Raw genomic sequence first — 17445 nt, 5'->3', positions numbered from 1 at the left:
TTCAATATGTCATCTATAGCCACATAAACTGCATTCTGTCACTCCATAAATACTGCAAAGTTGAGAAAACTGATATAAAGTATTGACTAGTATTCGATTTATAGATTTCCACAAAAGTACCTAAATTTAACCTGTTGTGGATATTGTAAAGATTTAATTGCACCACAAGGTGGATCAGCATGTTCGATAATAAAACTATTTTAATAACGGGTGGCACGGGTTCTTTTGGAAAAAAGTACACTAAAACGCTATTAGAAAGATACAAGCCCAAAAAGATCATCATCTTCTCTCGTGACGAACTCAAACAATTTGAAATGCATCAAGTATTTAATCAATCTTGTATGCGCTATTTTATCGGAGATGTCCGCGATAAGGAGCGGCTACGTAGAGCCATGCAGGGTGTGGACTACGTGATCCATGCAGCAGCATTAAAACAAGTGCCCGCCGCTGAATACAATCCGATGGAATGTATCAAAACAAATATCAATGGTGCAGAAAACGTTATTGATGCTGCGTTAGATAATAATGTAGAGAAAGTGATCGCACTATCAACAGATAAAGCCGCTAATCCCATCAACTTATACGGTGCGACCAAGTTAGCATCGGATAAATTATTTGTGGCTGCCAACAATATTGCCGGTGGACATAAAACGATGTTCTCTGTGGTTCGTTATGGCAATGTGGTGTGCTCTAGAGGCTCTGTAGTTCCAGTATTTCAAAAGTTCATTGATGAAAACGCAGGGCACATCCCAATCACGCACGAAGATATGACTCGGTTCTGGATTAGCCTGCAAGAAGGTGTAGATTTTGTTCTCAAGAATTTTGAACGCATGCTCGGCGGCGAAATTTTCGTCCCCAAAATCCCTTCTATTAAAATTACTGATTTAGCCAGTGCAATGGCACCAAATTTGCCACAGAAAATCATCGGTATTCGACCAGGTGAAAAGCTGCATGAAGTAATGTGTCCTCAAGATTTGAGCTTCGATACGTACGAATTTCCAGATCACTTTGTGATTGCACCTGGGATCAAATTTAGCAGCAGAAACAACCGCTTTGACACCAATGCGTTAGGTGACCAAGGACAGCGTGTTAAACCTGGTTTTGAATACAACTCACTGACCAATCCGCATTATCTAACTGTAGAAGAAATTAAAGCATTCAACGCAAAGGCACTACCATGATCCCATACGGGAAGCAGAATATCAGCCAGCAGGATATCGATGCTGTTGTTGATGTACTAAAATCTGACTGGCTGACTCAAGGTCCTAAAGTCCCTTTATTTGAGTCAGCTGTCGCACAGTACTGCAAAAGTAATTATGCCGTTGCGACTAACAGCGCCACATCTGCGTTACACGTTGCATGTATGGCTCTCAATGTATCAGAGGGAGACATCGTTTGGACGTCACCTAACTCGTTCGTCGCCTCAGCAAACTGTGCGAAATATTGTGGTGCCAGTGTAGATTTTGTCGATATAGAACTAGATACTGGGAATATGTGCGTTGCAGCACTTAAACGTAAGCTTGCTGAAGCTGCTCAACAACAGTGTCTTCCTAGTGTTTTAATCCCTGTACATTTTGCAGGCCAATCGTGTGACATGAAAGCGATTGCTCAATTAGCCAAGCAATACAATTTTAAGGTCATTGAAGATGCTTCCCATGCAGTTGGTGGCAAATATAACGATAAACCCGTTGGGAACTGCGAATACTCCGACATCTGCATTTTCAGCTTTCACCCAGTAAAAATTATCACTTCTGCAGAAGGCGGAATGGCAATAACGAATGATGAGAAGTTGGCAGCTACAATGCGCCAGTTGCGCAGTCATGGCGTTACCTCCGATGAAAGCCTTTTCACTCAAACCAGTCATGGTCCTTGGTATTATGAGCAACAGGCGCTTGGTTATAATTACCGCATGACAGATATACATGCTGCTTTAGGCTATAGCCAGCTCAACTCCCTTGGCGAGTTTGTGCGCCAACGGAATGTTTTAGCGCAGCGGTATGATAAGTTACTAAGCGCCAGCAAAAAGGTTATACCATTAGAGGTGCATAACAGTTGCTACAGCGCATACCACCTGTACGTGGTAAAGGTGTTAGACTGTAACCCCACAAAGCACCGTAATGTGGTTAATAAGCTCAGAGCATTGGGTATCTATGCGCACGTGCATTATATACCAATTTACCTGCAACCCTATTACCAACAGCAGGGGTTTAAACCGGGTTACTGTCCTAATGCGGAGCAATATTATCACAGTGCAATCACATTGCCTTTGTTTCCTGAACTGAGTGAAGAACAACAACAAGATATCGTCGATAATTTGCTTGCTCTAATTAACGACTAAGTCAATTTAACAACTGCGGATGGAAAGTTCTATGAGTAATCAACCTCTAAATTTGGCATTTATTGGTGGTGGCGTAAATTCCGCTGTCGGCTATGTGCATTTTTCAGCAGCCCATTTAGACAACAAATTTCAGGTTGTGGCAGGTGCGTTTAGTCGCGACCCTAGCAATAACTCATTGACTGCTGCACAGTGGGGTATCACGACTAATAGAACCTATAATGATTGGCGTGAAATGATAGACATCGAATATAAGAATATTGATGCTGTCGTCGTGCTTACGCCTACTCCACATCATTTAGAGGCATTGCAATACCTTTTGCAAAAGAATGTACCCGTCATATGCGAAAAAGCGCTGGTATGCGGCACTGAAGAGGCAACGAAGTTATTACAGTTATATGATCCTCAACAACACTTTTTAGCCGTTACCTACAACTATAGTGGTTACGCTATGGTGAGAGAGCTGAAAAACATCATAAAGCAAGGCAAGTTGGGAACACTGCAAAAAATACATTTGGAAATGCCACAGGAGGGGTTTAAAAGGCCCCCTGATATAGCAGGTAAGCCAAGTTTACCTCAAGCTTGGCGTCTTCAAGATTATTCAGTACCCACTATTTGTTTGGACTTAGGCGTGCACTTGCACCACCTTTCGAGTTATCTGCTTGAATGCGAACCAACCGAAACGTGCGCCCAGTTCGCCAATCATTCAGAGTACACCAACCTGATCGATGACGTAACTATGCTACTCAAATATCCGAACAATGTAACAGGTAGCATGTGGATGTCAAAAACAGCAATCGGCCATCGCAACGGGCTGGAGGTGAGAATCTATGGCACTCACGGTAGTGCTCGCTGGTATCAACTTAATCCCGATGAGTTGGAGCTTCAATTTAATGACGGTAGAAGGGAAATTCTAGACCGCGCAGGCCAATGCCAATATGCCAACCAGTTTAGGTATAACCGTATGAAGCCTGGTCACCCAACAGGCTTTGTTGAAGCATTTGCCAATTTATACACCGATATCCACCAAGCGCTCTGCAACTTTAAGGCAGGGCGCCCTATTACCAATGAATACGTATTTGGGTTAGAGCAAGCCAAACAGGGGCTTGATCTTTTTAGCGCGGCTAAACGAGCGAGTCAAAGCAAAACGTGGGAACGCGTTGGGTGATTAAATTAATCACCCCATTTTCACGATTTATACAGTTCTTTCACTTTGTTGCGTAATACTTTTCCCATAGGGTTTCTAAGTAGCTCTGCTACCTCTAGAAACTCTCTCGGTTGCTGATAATCAGTTAACTCTTTTAAACATAGCTTACGTAGCTCCATCGAAAGGTCTTGCTCCCCTCGACGTTCATACACAACCTTTACATACTCTCCTAATTGAGGATGCTGACAGCCAAACGCTACACAATCTATGATCATTGGGTGTGATTTCACAACCGCTTCAATATCTTGTGGGAAAACATTAATACCGCCGCTGGAAATGACTTCTTTTTTCCGTCCCACATAATACAGATATCCGTGCTCATCTAAATACCCTAAATCACCTGTTCTAAAAAAGCCGCTGCTATCATAAGCGTTTGCGGTAGCCTCTGGCATTTTGAAATACTCATTGAACGCAGTGGTTGTTTTACAGCAGATCTCACCAATCTCATTGTTAGGCTGTGTATGACCGCGCTTATCAGTTATCTTTACCTCAACAAAAGGCAGTGCTTTGCCAACACTACCGCTCAACTGAGGGTGTTTTGAAACACAAAAATCTGTTACCACGCCAACCTCTGACGCCCCATAACATTCGTGAAAATCACAGTCCAAACGCGCCATTAACGCTTTTTTGCTGGCATTGTTTAATACCGCGGATGAAGAGACTAAACACCTGATTGAACTGATGTCTTCTGTAACACTGTCCTGGACAAGAAAGCTTTCGAGCTGGGCCGATACAGCAAATAAAAAGCTCACTGCGTGTTGTTCAATCGCCTTTAACCAATGTGGAAGTGAGAATTTAGGCATAATCACTGTCGTTGCGCCTAGCATCAAAGGCATCAACACACCCCGTTGCGCCAATGAGTGATACAAAGGGGTCGCGACTAAAACAACATCTTCTTTATTCAAGCAATAGTAATCTATAGTAGCTGCAAACGCGCGCTCGATTTTACAGCGCTGACTTAATACGATGGGTTTCGGCTGGCCTGTGGAGCCTGATGTCATCGTTAAAATATAAGGCGCTGAAGTGTCAACATCTGGCGCGTCACATGACTCATGAGTTGATGTCAAGGTAGCCTGCCACGTTTGCTCCCCATCAACAGCGTCACCTATCGTGATAACACTTTCTCTTTCCACCAGCCTCTGTTGTAGCAGTACTTTGCTGATGGTTGGCCAAGCAATTGCCGCCGCGACAGGCATCACTTTAAGCGCTGTGATCAGTGCATCACCTTTTAAACTAATGGGCAATGGCACGATAGCTAATCCTAATTTTGCCGCCGCTAACATTACCGTGGGATATTCCAAACCATTTGGTGCAAATAACGCGACTCGGTGGCCTTGCCTTAAACCTAATGAGGTAAAATAGCTGCTTAATGCTCCAACCTGCTTATCGAGCTGTTGATAGCTCAGGCTATTATCATTGAAGATAACAGCCGCCTTGTTTGGATTGGTTTTCACATGTTCTTGAAATAGTTGATATATACTGTTCAAAGTGAATTACTCTTGACGGTCTATGTATTGTTATCGGCAAACTTAGCCACAAAGTTAAATTGCTCAGGCGTTGCATCAGGAAAGAGCGCCAAAATACTTTCAAATTCAGGACTTCCCTCTGCCACAGCAACAAATCCAGCACGTTGGTTAAGCAGGTTTACAAATTTGTTTTCTTTGTTGATCACCGCTAACCAATGCGCTTTTGGCCACAGCTTGGCAGTTTCTTTAAGTTGCCAGTCTAAGATGAGCTGAGCATGGGCAAAACCAACATCATCACTGGCAGCAAACCACCCACCTATTAAATATTGTTGTCCTCGAATCTCAAACAGTTGGTGCCAAATATATAGTAATGCCCCACCTTCGGATTCAAGTACAAATGAAGCGCGTTGATTAGCAAACCACCAGCGATAGTGTTGTAACTGGCTTATTTGCTTGGTAATGGTCATACGCCAAGCATTGTCTGCCCGATTTCTAGCATTGAGGTAATGGTTAATATCTGTGTCTTGAACCGGCCTGAGTGTAAGATCTGGCGTAATTTGTATGCTGGTTTCCGCATAGGACGCCTTTGCCAATACTTGTTTTTGTGAATGGTGGTTGTTTAATAGCACTGAACACACCCTTTGTGCTCCTAATCCATCAACTTTCACCGCCGCAGATTGAGCCAGTTTATTAAGACGTTCTCGATACTGCAATAAAGCATGTAACGTGCTTGCAATCTCATTTACAGGATAATCTAGTAAATCTGGAATATGGAAGTAGTGGCCTAACTGCTCTAAGTCTTGCTGATCATTATGCTGGTTATCTGCGATACTAAAGGTCACCGCACTGGTTTGTGTTGCTGCCAGTTCATACAAAGATGTGCCCAACGCCCCTACAAATAAGCCACACTGAACATAATAGTGATAAAGACTATTTTCACCCGTTATCAAATGCAGATTCGCAAACTTTTCAGCGAGTTGACTGAGCTCCTCGGTAGAGGTCGCGTAGGGGCCAATGATCACTTCAATTTTAAGCAAACCATTATCTTGGTGTAGCAAGTGACTTATGAGCTCGGTCAGCCGCGACCAATCACCTCCTCCCCCCAAAGAAAACAACAAGCTGTTTTGTCTTTGTAATTGCGGTTTGAACTGCGCATATTGTGGGGATAGTAACGCATATTCTGGGCCAAGCAACAACTGAGTATCCTCAGATACTCTATCATCATAGCGACTAAAAAACGTTTGATGACCTTGCCACTTAGCATCTATTACCCAATCCGCCTCATGTGAGCGAGCCAGGTCATCTATCACTACGACGCCAACTTGCGGTGATTTTACCGCCAATTCCCATTGCATAGAAAATTTATAACCATCTATTACCCAGTGACTTGGCGTCAAACCCTGCTCGGACAAATACTGAGTGCACCAACTTGCTTGCTGCACTTGTGTCAGCCCACGGGGTACGATCACAACATCCTGACAAAATGGCTCACATAATTCTTTGTTCGGCTGATTATCTAGGAAAAGTTTACAGGCAACCCCCTGCTCTTTTAGCGCTAATGCAAGCCATTTGGAGCGCATAAAGTGCCCAAGACCACTTAGGCTATCTATACGAAACGCTATCATGCCAATCCTAGAATGGCATCAACTAGGTTGCCAATTTCTGCATTGTTTTTATCTAGTAATAGTTCTGCTGGTATACTGATTTGACAGTGCATTTCAATGTGCATGATCAAGGATAAAACCTCAAATGAATCAAGGCTTCCTGCAGCCATAAAATCATAGCTCGGCAACTTCTCATCTGGAATAACAACCCCTCGCTCTAAAAAGAATTGTTGGATCAGGGATAATAACTCTCGCTTATCTGTACTCATATCAAGTCTCCCCACGCTAGTTGCGTGCCTCTTGCCAAAGCTTTACGAGTGGTTCGTCCAATAATTGTAGGGAGTGCCTCAGGCATGATTTCTCCACCTCCTGGGCGCATTTGAGCCACGTGTTTCTCGGTCAACACTTCCCCAGCTGCAACATCTTTAATTATATAGACACAGCGACGAGCCTTTGAAGGTTCACTCGGATAGTGGACTGTTCCCATTGCCTGTTCTATCTGTCTGACGCCATGCACTAATGCAGCAAGTTCATCTGGCGTCATTGAGAAAAAGCTATCCGCAGTTTCGTCTTTTTTATCCATCACAAAATGTTTTTCAATCATACAAGCTCCCACCGCCACAGAGGCAAGCGGTACATCGTTACCTAATGTGTGATCGGAAAGACCTACTGGGCATCCAAATGCCTCTCGCATGTGAGCAATGGTGCGAAGATTGATGCTATTGGCAGGTGCTGGATAGGTACTTGTACACTTCATTAAGGCTAACTCTGTCACACCGGCATCATGAGCGACTTTGACCGCATTGGCAATTTCCGCAAGCGTTGCGCCGCCTGTCGACATAATCACAGGCTTTTTAGTTGCTGCAACGTCTCTAATTAACTGGTGATCAATTAGCTCTGGAGAAGCGATTTTGTATGCAGGCGCATCGAACTGCTCAAGTAAATCAACAGCTGTTTTATCAAATGGCGATGAGAAACAAGTTAGACCAAGCTTTTGTGCAAGTTCAAATAGCTCAGCATGGAAATCCCATGGCATGTATGCTTTTTTATATAGATCGTACAAGTATTGGCCTTGCCAAGGGCCTGTAGCTTCAAAGTGCGGCAGTTTGCAATCCATGGTCAGCGTATCGGCTGTATAAGTTTGTAGCTTGATTGCATCTGCTCCCGACTCTTTGGCTGCGTACACAAGCTCCTTTGCCTTAGTTAATGATTGACCATGATTTGCTGACATTTCGGCTATCACATAGCAAGGGTGTTGATGTCCAACAAATGTGTTAGCAATTTGAAACTCTGTTTTAAACGTCACGGTAATTCCTATATTTTTTCATGTCGCTGACTATTTCTAAGCAAATTACAAGCCGAGTTTTGACCTCTATCGTACAAAGTTGCAGCAATCGTAATAGTCGTCTTGGCTGGCTCACATTGATCACTGTCTTTGAGTGTAATGATTTGCTATATTTATCTCAAATATAATGATAACAAAGACTTCGATGCACCCAGTACAAATCATCATTCAAGCACGAATGACCTCTACTCGGCTTCCTGGCAAAGTTATGTTGCCATTGTGTGGCAAACCAGTTTTGCAAGTTATGATCGAAAGGCTACCACGCTGGCGTGCTTCTATTATTGTAGCAACAACCAATGATGGAACAGAAGCGCCCATAATGGCACTATGTCAAAAGTTAGGAGTAGCAACTTTTCAGGGAGATACTGAAGATGTACTTGGGCGCTATTACGGTGCCGCAACAAAGTTTGGTGCAAAGCCAAACACCACGATAGTTAGACTCACCAGCGACTGTCCGTTGATAGATGAATCACTGTGTTCCGACGTTATCAAACTACATAAAGAAAACCAGTTTGATATGGTTAATTTAGGTCCGCACAGTGGTTTTCCCAGAGGGTTAGACTGTTGTGCTTTTTCATTTCAGTTACTTGAAGCCGCACATTTAAACGCCACGGATCCTGCCGCACGCGAGCACGTCACCTTAGGAATGCCAAAATTCCAAACCATGACCACACATACACTCAGTGCAGGCTCTGACTACAGTCATTTGCGAATCACTTTGGATGAACCTGACGATTACAAGGCCATCAGTGCTATTTACGCTCATTTTAACAATCGCCTAGACTTTTCTTATGCAGATTTAATGAAAGCATTAAAGGAAAAGCCTGAACTTACCGATATAAATAAACATGTAGAGCAAAAGAGCGTTTAAAAGTATGAAATACATTACTTGTAGCGCAGGTAACAAATAAAACATCAAAACCGAAACAGTACGGCATTTATTTTGCATCACTCACCGACAATATGAGTTGCGCAGAGATGCCACAAGTATAAGTTAAGTACTGGCTAAAGATTAGAAAAGTTGAGTTAACAACATGCGTAATAAAACAGTTTTAGTAACAGGTGCCACTGGTTATAAAGGCACCGTTTTAGTTCCAAAGCTTTTAGACAAAGGCTACCGAGTCATTGCATTGGATACACAGTGGTTTGGTAACTTTTTACCTGAGCATGACAATCTTTCTGTAATCAAAGGAGACGTCAGGCAAACCGCTGATGTCGATTTAGAAGGTGTAGATAGCATCATTCACTTGGCATCCATCGCCAATGATCCATGTGGAGACTTAGATCCTAAGTTAACATGGGAAGTCAGTGCGCTTGCTACAATGCAACTGGCTGATAAAGCTAAGCGTCAAGGTATCAAGCAGTTTATTTATGCCTCTTCTGGCAGTGTTTATGGTGTCAAAGAAGAAGAGCAAGTTACCGAAGACCTGACGCTTGAGCCGATTTCAGAGTACAACAAAACAAAGATGGTCGCGGAGCGTGTACTGCTTAGCTACGCTGACGACATGGCTGTGCAAATAGTTCGCCCAGCAACAGTTTGTGGCCTATCTGCAAGAATGCGCCTTGACGTTTCCGTCAATATGTTGACGATGCAAGCGTTAAAAAATGGCAAAATCACTGTTTTCGGTGGTGCGCAGGTCCGTCCAAATATTCACATCGACGACATCACTGATCTGTATATTTATATGCTTGAAAATCCTTCAAAAACCTCTGGCGTATTTAATGCGGGATTTGAAAATATCTCCATTATGGATATTGCTAAGATGGTGCAAGAGAAGGTTGAATGTGAAATAGAAGTAACCCCTTCAAATGATCCTCGTTGTTACCGCATCAACTCAGATAAGTTATTAGCAACAGGCTTTATACCTAAAAAGTCAGTTGCCGTTGCGATTGATGAAATCATAGCGGCCTATCAGCAAGGCAAACTCACCGATGAAGATCGTTACTACAACCTTAAATGGATGCAGCGAGAAGTATTATGACTAAGCAACAAAGTACCGTAACACCATTGCCCTCAAAAGATCCCGTTGTGAGTTTAACGCAGGATTACGTTGCCACTTTGAGTAAAGTATTATCACAACTGGATGGCAAAAAGATAAGAACCTTTGTCGATACATTGCTGGCAATGAAAAAGCGTGGCGGTACTTTGTACTTATGTGGTAACGGCGGGTCCGCCGCCAACGCCATTCACTTGGCTAACGACTTTACTTTTGGGATCAACCCACAAGGGGACGCGTTAAAAGTTGAAGCCCTGCCAGCAAATAGCTCAGTGCTTACCTGTTTGGGCAACGATATTGGTTATGACAATATATTTGCCCACCAACTGAAAGTGAAAGCTGACAAAAATGATGTGCTGCTAGTTTTGTCAGGCAGCGGTAACTCGGGCAATATCATAAACGCAATCACACAAGCTCAATCCATTGGCATGTCTACTGTTGGTATTCTTGGGTTTGATGGCGGTAAAGCTAAGCCAATGCTAGAACAGGTCTTTCATTTTGATATTCAAGATATGCAAATCTCAGAAGATACCCAAGTTGTTATCGGCCACATCCTCATGAAAGCCTTATATCAGGAATTAAAACATGGCTAGTTCCCCAATTTTAGTACTGGGCAGTAACTCTTTTTCGGGCGCATCATTTTGCGCTCACCTGCTTAAACAAGAACATTCGGTCATAGCAGCAAGTCGCTCTCATGAGCCTATTGATGCACTACTTCCGTATCGCTGGCAATCCAATCAACCAGACTTCCATCAGCTAGACCTGAATCATCATCTTGATGAAATTGTCGCTTTGATCAAGCAAAAGAAAATTAAACAGGTATACAACTTCGCGGCACAAAGCATGGTTGGTCAAAGTTGGCAGTATCCGGAACACTGGTTTATGACCAATGCAGTCTCGACGATAAAACTGCATAACGCACTACGCCAACTTGATGGGTTTGAAAAATACATTCATATTTCAACACCCGAAGTGTATGGCAGTTGCGAAGGGCTAGTACCAGAGCATAGAAATTATCACCCCAGCACCCCTTATGCGGTGTCACGCGCAGCAGCGGATATGAGCCTGCACACTTTCAGCGATGTGTATGATTTTCCAGTGGTGTTTACCCGCGCAGCAAATGTGTACGGCGAGGGTCAACAACTTTACCGTATTATTCCTAGAACAATTCTATTTGCTTTGTTAGGCAAGGTGTTACCTTTGCACGGCGGTGGCCACTCTACCCGCTCATTCATCCACATAGATGACGTTTCTGACGCGACACAGCGTATTGGTGAGCATGGCAAGACTGGAGAAATTTACCACATATCAACGGAGCGCATGATTACGATACGCGCCTTAGTCGAAATGATCTGCAACATGCTAAATGTCCCCTTCGAGCAAGTATGTGAAGTAACAGAAGATAGACTCGGCAAAGATGCCGCATATCTGCTGGACAGCCAGAAAGTACGCAACGAACTCAGCTGGAAAGACAAAGTGTCGTTAGAAAATGGTGTAGAGCGCACCATCAACTGGGTGAAAAATAATTTAGATGTGTTAGCAACACAGCCAAACGAATACATACATAAGGCTTGAGAAATCTATGTTAGGAAACGAAATCGACTTACTAAGAAATTATCCAAAGTCTAAACGTGACACAAAAGGTCGAGCAAAAGTTATTACTGAAGCTGATCGTGAAATAGCCCGTCAATACGGTAAAGACTTTTTCGATGGCGATCGTACCTATGGATACGGCGGTTTTAGCTACATGCCACGTTTTTGGCAACCAGTAGTACCCGACCTACAAGCGCATTTTGGCCTTACAAACGACAGCTCTTTGCTAGATGTCGGATGTGCCAAAGGGTTTATGCTTTATGACTTACAACAGCATATTCCAGGGATCACGCTACGTGGCGTGGATATTTCTCAGTACGCTTTAGAGAATGCAAAAGAGGAAGTTAAAGATTTACTCTCTCAAGGTGATGCAAAGGCGCTGCCTTTTGAAGACAACAGCTTTGATGTTGTGATGTCTATCAATACTATCCACAACTTAGACGAGCATGAATGTGCGATGGCGCTGAGAGAGATCGAGCGTGTGAGTCGTGGGAAATCATTCATCACTGTGGATGCTTATCGCAACGATGAAGAAAAAGAGCGTATGCTCGAGTGGGCATTAACAGCAAAAACCATTATGCACGTAAATGACTGGAAGCAATTTTTTGCTGATAACGGTTACACGGGCGACTTTTACTGGTTTATACCATAAGGGAACGAGTTCATGAAAAAAGTTGGAATAGTCGGAACAGGTAAAGGCGCCAAAGAACTTTTCCAGTTCTTAACCAAAGTCAACCATAACATCGAAGTCAGTTGCTTTGTAGATGAGCCCAGAGAGGTCTCTGAGCTACCTGCCACCTATTATCATATTGACGAGTTTCTTTTTGAGAAACCTAAATTGGACATTTTATACCTAGCGTCAGAGCGACAAATGTTCAACGACATCGTGCATCTACATTTAAACGCAAGTTATGAATGTAGAAGATACAACTGGCCGATGCATAACTATCTGTTTGATAACAAAGCTAAACTGATTTACAAGCGCTGTCCAAAAGTCATGAACTCATCTGTTTCGAGTCATTTTTACACCGCTACCTATGGTCAAGCACCTCAATTTGATCCTCAAACTCAACGTAGTCTGGACCTCGATCGATACTTTATGGAAAGCCAAAGTATTTGGGAAATGGACTCTGACCTTCAGCAATACTTTAAGTTTGCCATCATGCGAGATCCAATCAAGCGATTCATTTCCGCATATAACCATATTGTATTACGTTCAAAACGTTTTAAATCGAACGATATCAACGATTTCATTAGTAACTTTGCGTTTTACTTAGGTAACTATGATATTCATGACCATTTCTGCCCACAGAATGAATATGTTGGCGATAACATCAGTTTCTATGACCAATTGGTTGATATCAAGCAAGTCTCAACGCTCGAGCAAAAACTAGGGGTGACATTTGCTGAGCATAATGTAACCAAATCGGTTGCGCCTTCATTGGATGGAGAGTCAACCTATGAAATGCTAAGTGAGCAATCTCTCAGCACGCTTTATGCCTATTACCAGCGTGATTACGAGCTATACGCGGATATCGTTGGTTGGGATGTCAGGAGAACCTAAGTGGTAGAGTTAGAAAAAATCAGCGCAAATATTCGCTATACGCTGTGTGATGTATCATCCAAAACATCAACACCTCACTTGGGGAGTTGTTTGTCGTGTACAGACATTCTTAGCACGCTATATTGGCAAGTGCTAAATGTAGAGCCACAGCAACCAAAGAGCAAAGACCGAGACTACTTTTTACTGGGCAAAGGCCACGCGGCCAGTGCACTGTACACTACACTCGCCTATCGTGGGTATTTTCCCATCGAAGATTTATATCAACATGGTAGCGACGGTTCTCAATTTGAAGAACATCCAGGCATTCACGCACCAGCCGGCGTAGAAACCGTATCAGGTTCATTAGGGCACGCATTGTCTCTTGCCTCTGGCATGGCCTTGAGCGCTAAAGTTCAGGGTCTGAGCAATCGATTTTATGTGCTTATGGGTGATGGTGAAATCAATGAGGGCACGGTGTGGGAAGCTGCTATGTTTGCGCCTGCAAAACAATTGAATAACTTAGTTGCGATTGTTGATTTTAATAAATTGCAAGGTACTGGAGAAAGCTGCGAGATCATGCACCTCGAACCTCTTGATGAAAAGTGGCGTGCTTTTGGCTGGCACACCATACGAGTGAATGGACATGATCATCAAGCACTGATAGAAGCGTTTGATGCAGCGCAAGTACAACAACAACCTGTTTGTATTATTGCAGATACTATAAAGGGGAAAGGTATCTCTTTCATGGAGAACGATAACAACTGGCATTACCGAATTCCTACTGTTGATGAAGTCATGATGGCAAAAGAGGAGCTAGGCCTAAAATGAGAAACGCATTTGCCGCCAAACTAACAGAATTAGCCAGTAATGATGATAGCATCATGCTGTTTTATGCGGATATTGGTAACAGGCTGTTCAACAACCTAAAAGAGGTTGCACCCACTCGTACAATTAACGCAGGGATAGCGGAAGCGAATATGGCGTCCATGGCATCTGGTGCAGCCATGATGGGGCATAAACCCTTTATTTATACTATTACACCCTTCACCACCGCTCGTAATTTTGAGCAAATCAAAATCGATATTGCATATCAGAATCAGCCAGTGATCATTGTTGGTACGGGCTCAGGTTTGTCTTACGCTAATTTAGGACCAACTCACCATTCGTTTGAAGATATCGCATTAATGCGAGCGTTACCAAATATGAATATCGTGTGCCCAGCTGATGCTGACGAGCTGGCTATCTTGATGCCTCAGTTAATCGCTCTCAATGCACCTTGCTACTTTAGAATTGGTAAGAAAAATGAACCTAAAGTACACAGTACACTACCAGCTCTAAAGTTTGGTCAAGCTTACGTGATGAATCCAGGAAAATCTGTAGCCATCTTGGCGAACGGTACAATTATGCCCGTAGCCCAACAGCTTCACCAAGAATTGCTGCAACATGGTATCGAAGCCGAGCTAGTGAGCTTTCATACGGTAAAACCACTAGATTCCACATACCTCAGCAACGCAGCATCAAGGTTTGAACACCTTATCACACTCGAAGAGCACAACGTCAACGGTGGCTTTGGTAGCGCAGTATTGGAGTATTACAATGAACAATGTATGGCGGTGAATGTACATCGCTTCGGTATCCCTGACAGGTTTATTGATCAGGTGTCATCACAACACACTGCTCGGATAAAAGCAGGGCTTGATATAGATACTATTGTGAACACGTTAAAAAGCAGGCAGGTACTATGAGGCTCGGAATAGATTTCGACAACACCATCGCCAATTACACAGGGGTGTTTCATCGAGTTGCTCATCAGCTAGGCTGGATGCCTGAACATATCGGGCACTCAAAAGAGCAGGTTAAGCAGTACTTTTTTGATCAAAATAACGAAGCACAATGGACGCAATTGCAAGGCATAGTGTATGGCGAAAAGATCAATGAAGCTTCACCATTTCCTCATTGCTTGGAGGTACTCAAAGCGCTTCAAGCACAAGGGCATGAGCTATTTCTCATCTCACATAAAACACAGTACCCTTTCATTGGCAAACAGGTGGATTTGCATGAAGCTGCACGTAATTGGCTGGTGGACCAAGGCCTGTTAGGGGGTGACGATGCTGTTTTTTGCGACAATCGGATATTTTTTAATACCACAAAGGAACAAAAACTAGAAAGGGTTGCAACACTCCAAATTGATGTATTTGTCGATGACTTAGAGTCAATCCTGTTGGCGGAGTCTTTCCCAAGTACAACGATAGGTGTTCTGTTTGCAGAGCAATCACACCCAGTGTTATCCAGCATTCAATGTTGGTCTAAACTGCCTGCATTGGTGGCCAATCTGCACGCAAAGAGCATTTAGCTGTTTTTAAGAGTAAGAATTTATCGTTATGAGTAAAGAGATTACTATCGTCTATGGCGTAACATCTTCTGCCTATAAATTTATTGGCTCAGTGTTTAATACTGGGAACAACCTTTTTGTAACCACAGACGGTGGGGAGTTTTTTGAAAATGAACGTGCGCTGTCACTCAAAGAGCTGGCTGACGCCAAGGATTTGCACATTGCACGCATAGTTATTTGTTCAGAAGCTGTTACTGCTATCTTGTCATCGTTATATGAAGCAAATTTGCCGGTTGAAAAAAGTTTCTTTTACAATCACTCCATCAACAAGCTTGTGCCATACAACGAGCTAAAAACACCAACCATCAATGAACATTCAGTGTTATATGCGGTATATGATTTGTCGTGCAACTTGCCTTGCTTTGACATCACGAACTTTGTAATTTTGTCTGAATTTGAAAGACGACAAAGAGGCCTTGAACACATATGCTTTGTGATCTTACCCAATCAATCATGTTCTGAGTCATACATGGGAGTAAGGCAGTTTCACGCAGTTGACGACTATCAGTGGCGCATAGACCATATAATAAAGAGTATGATGCGCTGTATTCCTAGTTGCATCTCTATCGTTGAGTTACCTTTTAGGGAAAAACTGTCTACGTTAATTGGCACTCATACTCATGTTTACCCCGAAGAGGTCGTTTCTGGTTCAGCAAAACAGAAATCATCGACTCTTCTCCTTAAACCACTAGCCGATGCAGGACATAGCCTGTCTTTTTTGCAGCCTCCGAAAAATGCTGTTGCGCTAGTAAAAAATTTTCTCGACCAGCGCGTACAAGGGAAAAAGCTCATTACAGTGACTTTGCGTGAGTACCAAGAGCAAGCGGTTCGTAACAATGATTTGAACAGTTGGGGCCAGTTCTTAAGTGAGCTGGATACTCGTGAATATTATCCTGTGATTATTCGGGATTCATACTACTTAACCTCAGCCATGCCTGAGCAACTTAAGCAATACAGTACATTTACAGCGGCATCGTCTGACTTTTTGGTCAGATTAGCACTGTATCAGGCGGCCTATATAAACATGGGTATTTCCACTGGACCAACCTACACGATTAGTTTTCTGCAAGGCGCTAAATCACTTATTTTTCATCCCATAAATGAAGATAACCCAGCATCAAGCTCCATGACCGCTGAGCGTTGCGGATTAACTGTCGGCCAAGATTACTTTTTTAACGATAACGCATTGCAAAAAACCATTTGGCAACGTGATACACATGAGAATATTACTAGTCAATTTAACCAGTTAGTCGCGTTAATAGCTCAACAAGACAATGCAAGAGGCAACTATGGCAACTAAAGACAACCAAGCTGACTATCTAGAAAGCTACCACGATTTCTTAGATGAAACAGAAGTAAACCGTTTAGGCCTGATGAGTAACGGCACATGGGATCTAGACCCAAGACGCCTCGGGATCATGCTATCGCGCTATAAATTCGTATCAAAAATGTTTGCTGGCAAACAAAACGTCATCGAAATTGGCTGTGGTGATGCTTTTGGCAGCCGAATTGTAAAGCAGGAAGTGGAACAACTTACAGTAGCAGACATAGAGCCGCGATTTATTGCCGATGTAAAACAGCGCAACTCCAAAAAGTGGCCACTTATTCCGATTGTGCATGACATTCTTGAAAAGCCTCTGGACGCAAAATATGATGCAGCCTATTCTTTAGATGTCTTGGAACATATTCCAGCAGATCAAGAAGATAGATTCATCAGTAATATAACCTCTTCTCTAAGCAGTGATGGTATGGTGATTTTAGGTATGCCTTCTTTGGAGTCGCAGCAGTACGCATCACCGGCAAGTAAAGCTGGCCATATAAACTGTAAATCAGGACTGGACTTTAAGGCACTGTGTAATAAACACTTTAAACACGTATTCTTATTTTCCATGAATGACGAAGTCGTGCATACTGGCTACTACCCCATGGCTCACTATTTAATTGCCTTGTGTATTAAATAAAC

General features: G+C 43.0%; 18 protein-coding genes. 14 read left to right on the top strand and 4 right to left on the bottom strand.

What is annotated here, in order from left to right; all coding sequences use genetic code 11:
• The first annotated feature begins 179 nt into the window (after positions 1 to 179).
• The 3 genes from pseB to BET10_RS07290 are packed head-to-tail and all read left to right on the top strand — an operon-like array spanning position 180 to position 3503.
• Positions 180 to 1181, top strand: a complete 1002-nt coding sequence (gene pseB, locus BET10_RS07300; protein ID WP_070984497.1) for a UDP-N-acetylglucosamine 4,6-dehydratase (inverting) — start codon at positions 180 to 182, stop codon at positions 1179 to 1181.
• Positions 1178 to 2338, top strand: coding sequence for a UDP-4-amino-4,6-dideoxy-N-acetyl-beta-L-altrosamine transaminase (gene pseC / locus BET10_RS07295; RefSeq protein WP_070984494.1), 1161 nt, complete (start codon positions 1178 to 1180; stop codon positions 2336 to 2338). Before pseB ends, pseC begins: the two co-directional genes overlap by 4 nt.
• 31 nt (positions 2339 to 2369) lie before the next feature.
• Entirely contained in the window at positions 2370 to 3503 is a 1134-nt protein-coding gene (locus BET10_RS07290; protein ID WP_070984491.1) for a Gfo/Idh/MocA family protein, read from the top strand.
• A gap of 20 nt (positions 3504 to 3523) precedes the next feature.
• Here BET10_RS07290 and BET10_RS07285 read toward each other — a convergent pair whose 3' ends face one another.
• Genes BET10_RS07285 through pseI form a run of 4 tightly spaced genes read right to left on the bottom strand, consistent with a single transcriptional unit; the run spans position 3524 to position 7918 of the window.
• The gene (locus BET10_RS07285) at positions 3524 to 5029 is read right to left on the bottom strand and encodes a class I adenylate-forming enzyme family protein (protein WP_070984489.1); all 1506 of its coding nucleotides are present in this window, start codon (positions 5027 to 5029) and stop codon (positions 3524 to 3526) included.
• A 20-nt stretch (positions 5030 to 5049) separates the two neighbouring features.
• Positions 5050 to 6633, bottom strand: coding sequence for a hypothetical protein (locus tag BET10_RS07280; protein ID WP_070984487.1), 1584 nt, complete (start codon positions 6631 to 6633; stop codon positions 5050 to 5052).
• Entirely contained in the window at positions 6630 to 6881 is a 252-nt protein-coding gene (locus BET10_RS07275; protein WP_070984484.1) for a phosphopantetheine-binding protein, read from the bottom strand. Before BET10_RS07275 ends, BET10_RS07280 begins: the two co-directional genes overlap by 4 nt.
• Positions 6878 to 7918 (bottom strand): pseudaminic acid synthase, encoded by a 1041-nt coding sequence (gene pseI / locus BET10_RS07270; RefSeq protein ID WP_070984481.1) that lies wholly within the window; start codon positions 7916 to 7918, stop codon positions 6878 to 6880. The genes BET10_RS07275 and pseI overlap by 4 nt, the downstream gene beginning before the upstream one ends.
• A 184-nt stretch (positions 7919 to 8102) precedes the next feature.
• Here pseI and BET10_RS07265 point away from each other — a divergent pair, with 184 nt between their 5' ends.
• From BET10_RS07265 to BET10_RS07215, 11 genes are all read left to right on the top strand, one after another.
• Complete coding sequence (locus BET10_RS07265; protein ID WP_083330464.1) at positions 8103 to 8828, top strand: cytidylyltransferase domain-containing protein; 726 nt, start codon at positions 8103 to 8105, stop codon at positions 8826 to 8828.
• A gap of 163 nt (positions 8829 to 8991) precedes the next feature.
• A complete protein-coding gene (locus BET10_RS07260; protein ID WP_070984478.1) occupies positions 8992 to 9939 on the top strand; it encodes an NAD-dependent epimerase/dehydratase family protein in 948 nt (315 codons plus the stop codon).
• Complete coding sequence (locus BET10_RS07255) at positions 9936 to 10547, top strand: SIS domain-containing protein (RefSeq protein WP_070985572.1); 612 nt, start codon at positions 9936 to 9938, stop codon at positions 10545 to 10547. The genes BET10_RS07260 and BET10_RS07255 overlap by 4 nt, the downstream gene beginning before the upstream one ends.
• Positions 10540 to 11529, top strand: a complete 990-nt coding sequence (locus BET10_RS07250; protein WP_070984476.1) for a GDP-mannose 4,6-dehydratase — start codon at positions 10540 to 10542, stop codon at positions 11527 to 11529. Before BET10_RS07255 ends, BET10_RS07250 begins: the two co-directional genes overlap by 8 nt.
• A gap of 7 nt (positions 11530 to 11536) precedes the next feature.
• Positions 11537 to 12199, top strand: coding sequence for a class I SAM-dependent methyltransferase (locus BET10_RS07245; RefSeq protein ID WP_070984473.1), 663 nt, complete (start codon positions 11537 to 11539; stop codon positions 12197 to 12199).
• 12 nt (positions 12200 to 12211) lie between these two features.
• A complete protein-coding gene (locus BET10_RS07240; protein ID WP_070984471.1) occupies positions 12212 to 13111 on the top strand; it encodes a sulfotransferase family 2 domain-containing protein in 900 nt (299 codons plus the stop codon).
• A complete protein-coding gene (locus BET10_RS07235; RefSeq protein WP_070984468.1) occupies positions 13112 to 13918 on the top strand; it encodes a transketolase in 807 nt (268 codons plus the stop codon).
• On the top strand, positions 13915 to 14835 hold the full coding sequence (locus BET10_RS07230; protein WP_070984467.1) for a transketolase family protein: 921 nt from the start codon (positions 13915 to 13917) through the stop codon (positions 14833 to 14835). The genes BET10_RS07235 and BET10_RS07230 overlap by 4 nt, the downstream gene beginning before the upstream one ends.
• Positions 14832 to 15443, top strand: coding sequence for an HAD hydrolase-like protein (locus BET10_RS07225; protein WP_070984466.1), 612 nt, complete (start codon positions 14832 to 14834; stop codon positions 15441 to 15443). The genes BET10_RS07230 and BET10_RS07225 overlap by 4 nt, the downstream gene beginning before the upstream one ends.
• A gap of 28 nt (positions 15444 to 15471) precedes the next feature.
• Complete coding sequence (locus BET10_RS07220) at positions 15472 to 16782, top strand: hypothetical protein (protein ID WP_070984465.1); 1311 nt, start codon at positions 15472 to 15474, stop codon at positions 16780 to 16782.
• Positions 16772 to 17443 (top strand): class I SAM-dependent methyltransferase, encoded by a 672-nt coding sequence (locus tag BET10_RS07215; protein ID WP_070984462.1) that lies wholly within the window; start codon positions 16772 to 16774, stop codon positions 17441 to 17443. The genes BET10_RS07220 and BET10_RS07215 overlap by 11 nt, the downstream gene beginning before the upstream one ends.
• Positions 17444 to 17445 lie beyond the last annotated feature (2 nt).

This window comes from Pseudoalteromonas amylolytica (genome assembly GCF_001854605.1).
Taxonomy (GTDB): Bacteria; Pseudomonadota; Gammaproteobacteria; order Enterobacterales; family Alteromonadaceae; genus Pseudoalteromonas; species Pseudoalteromonas amylolytica.
This window is presented reverse-complemented; position numbering and strand designations above follow the sequence as displayed.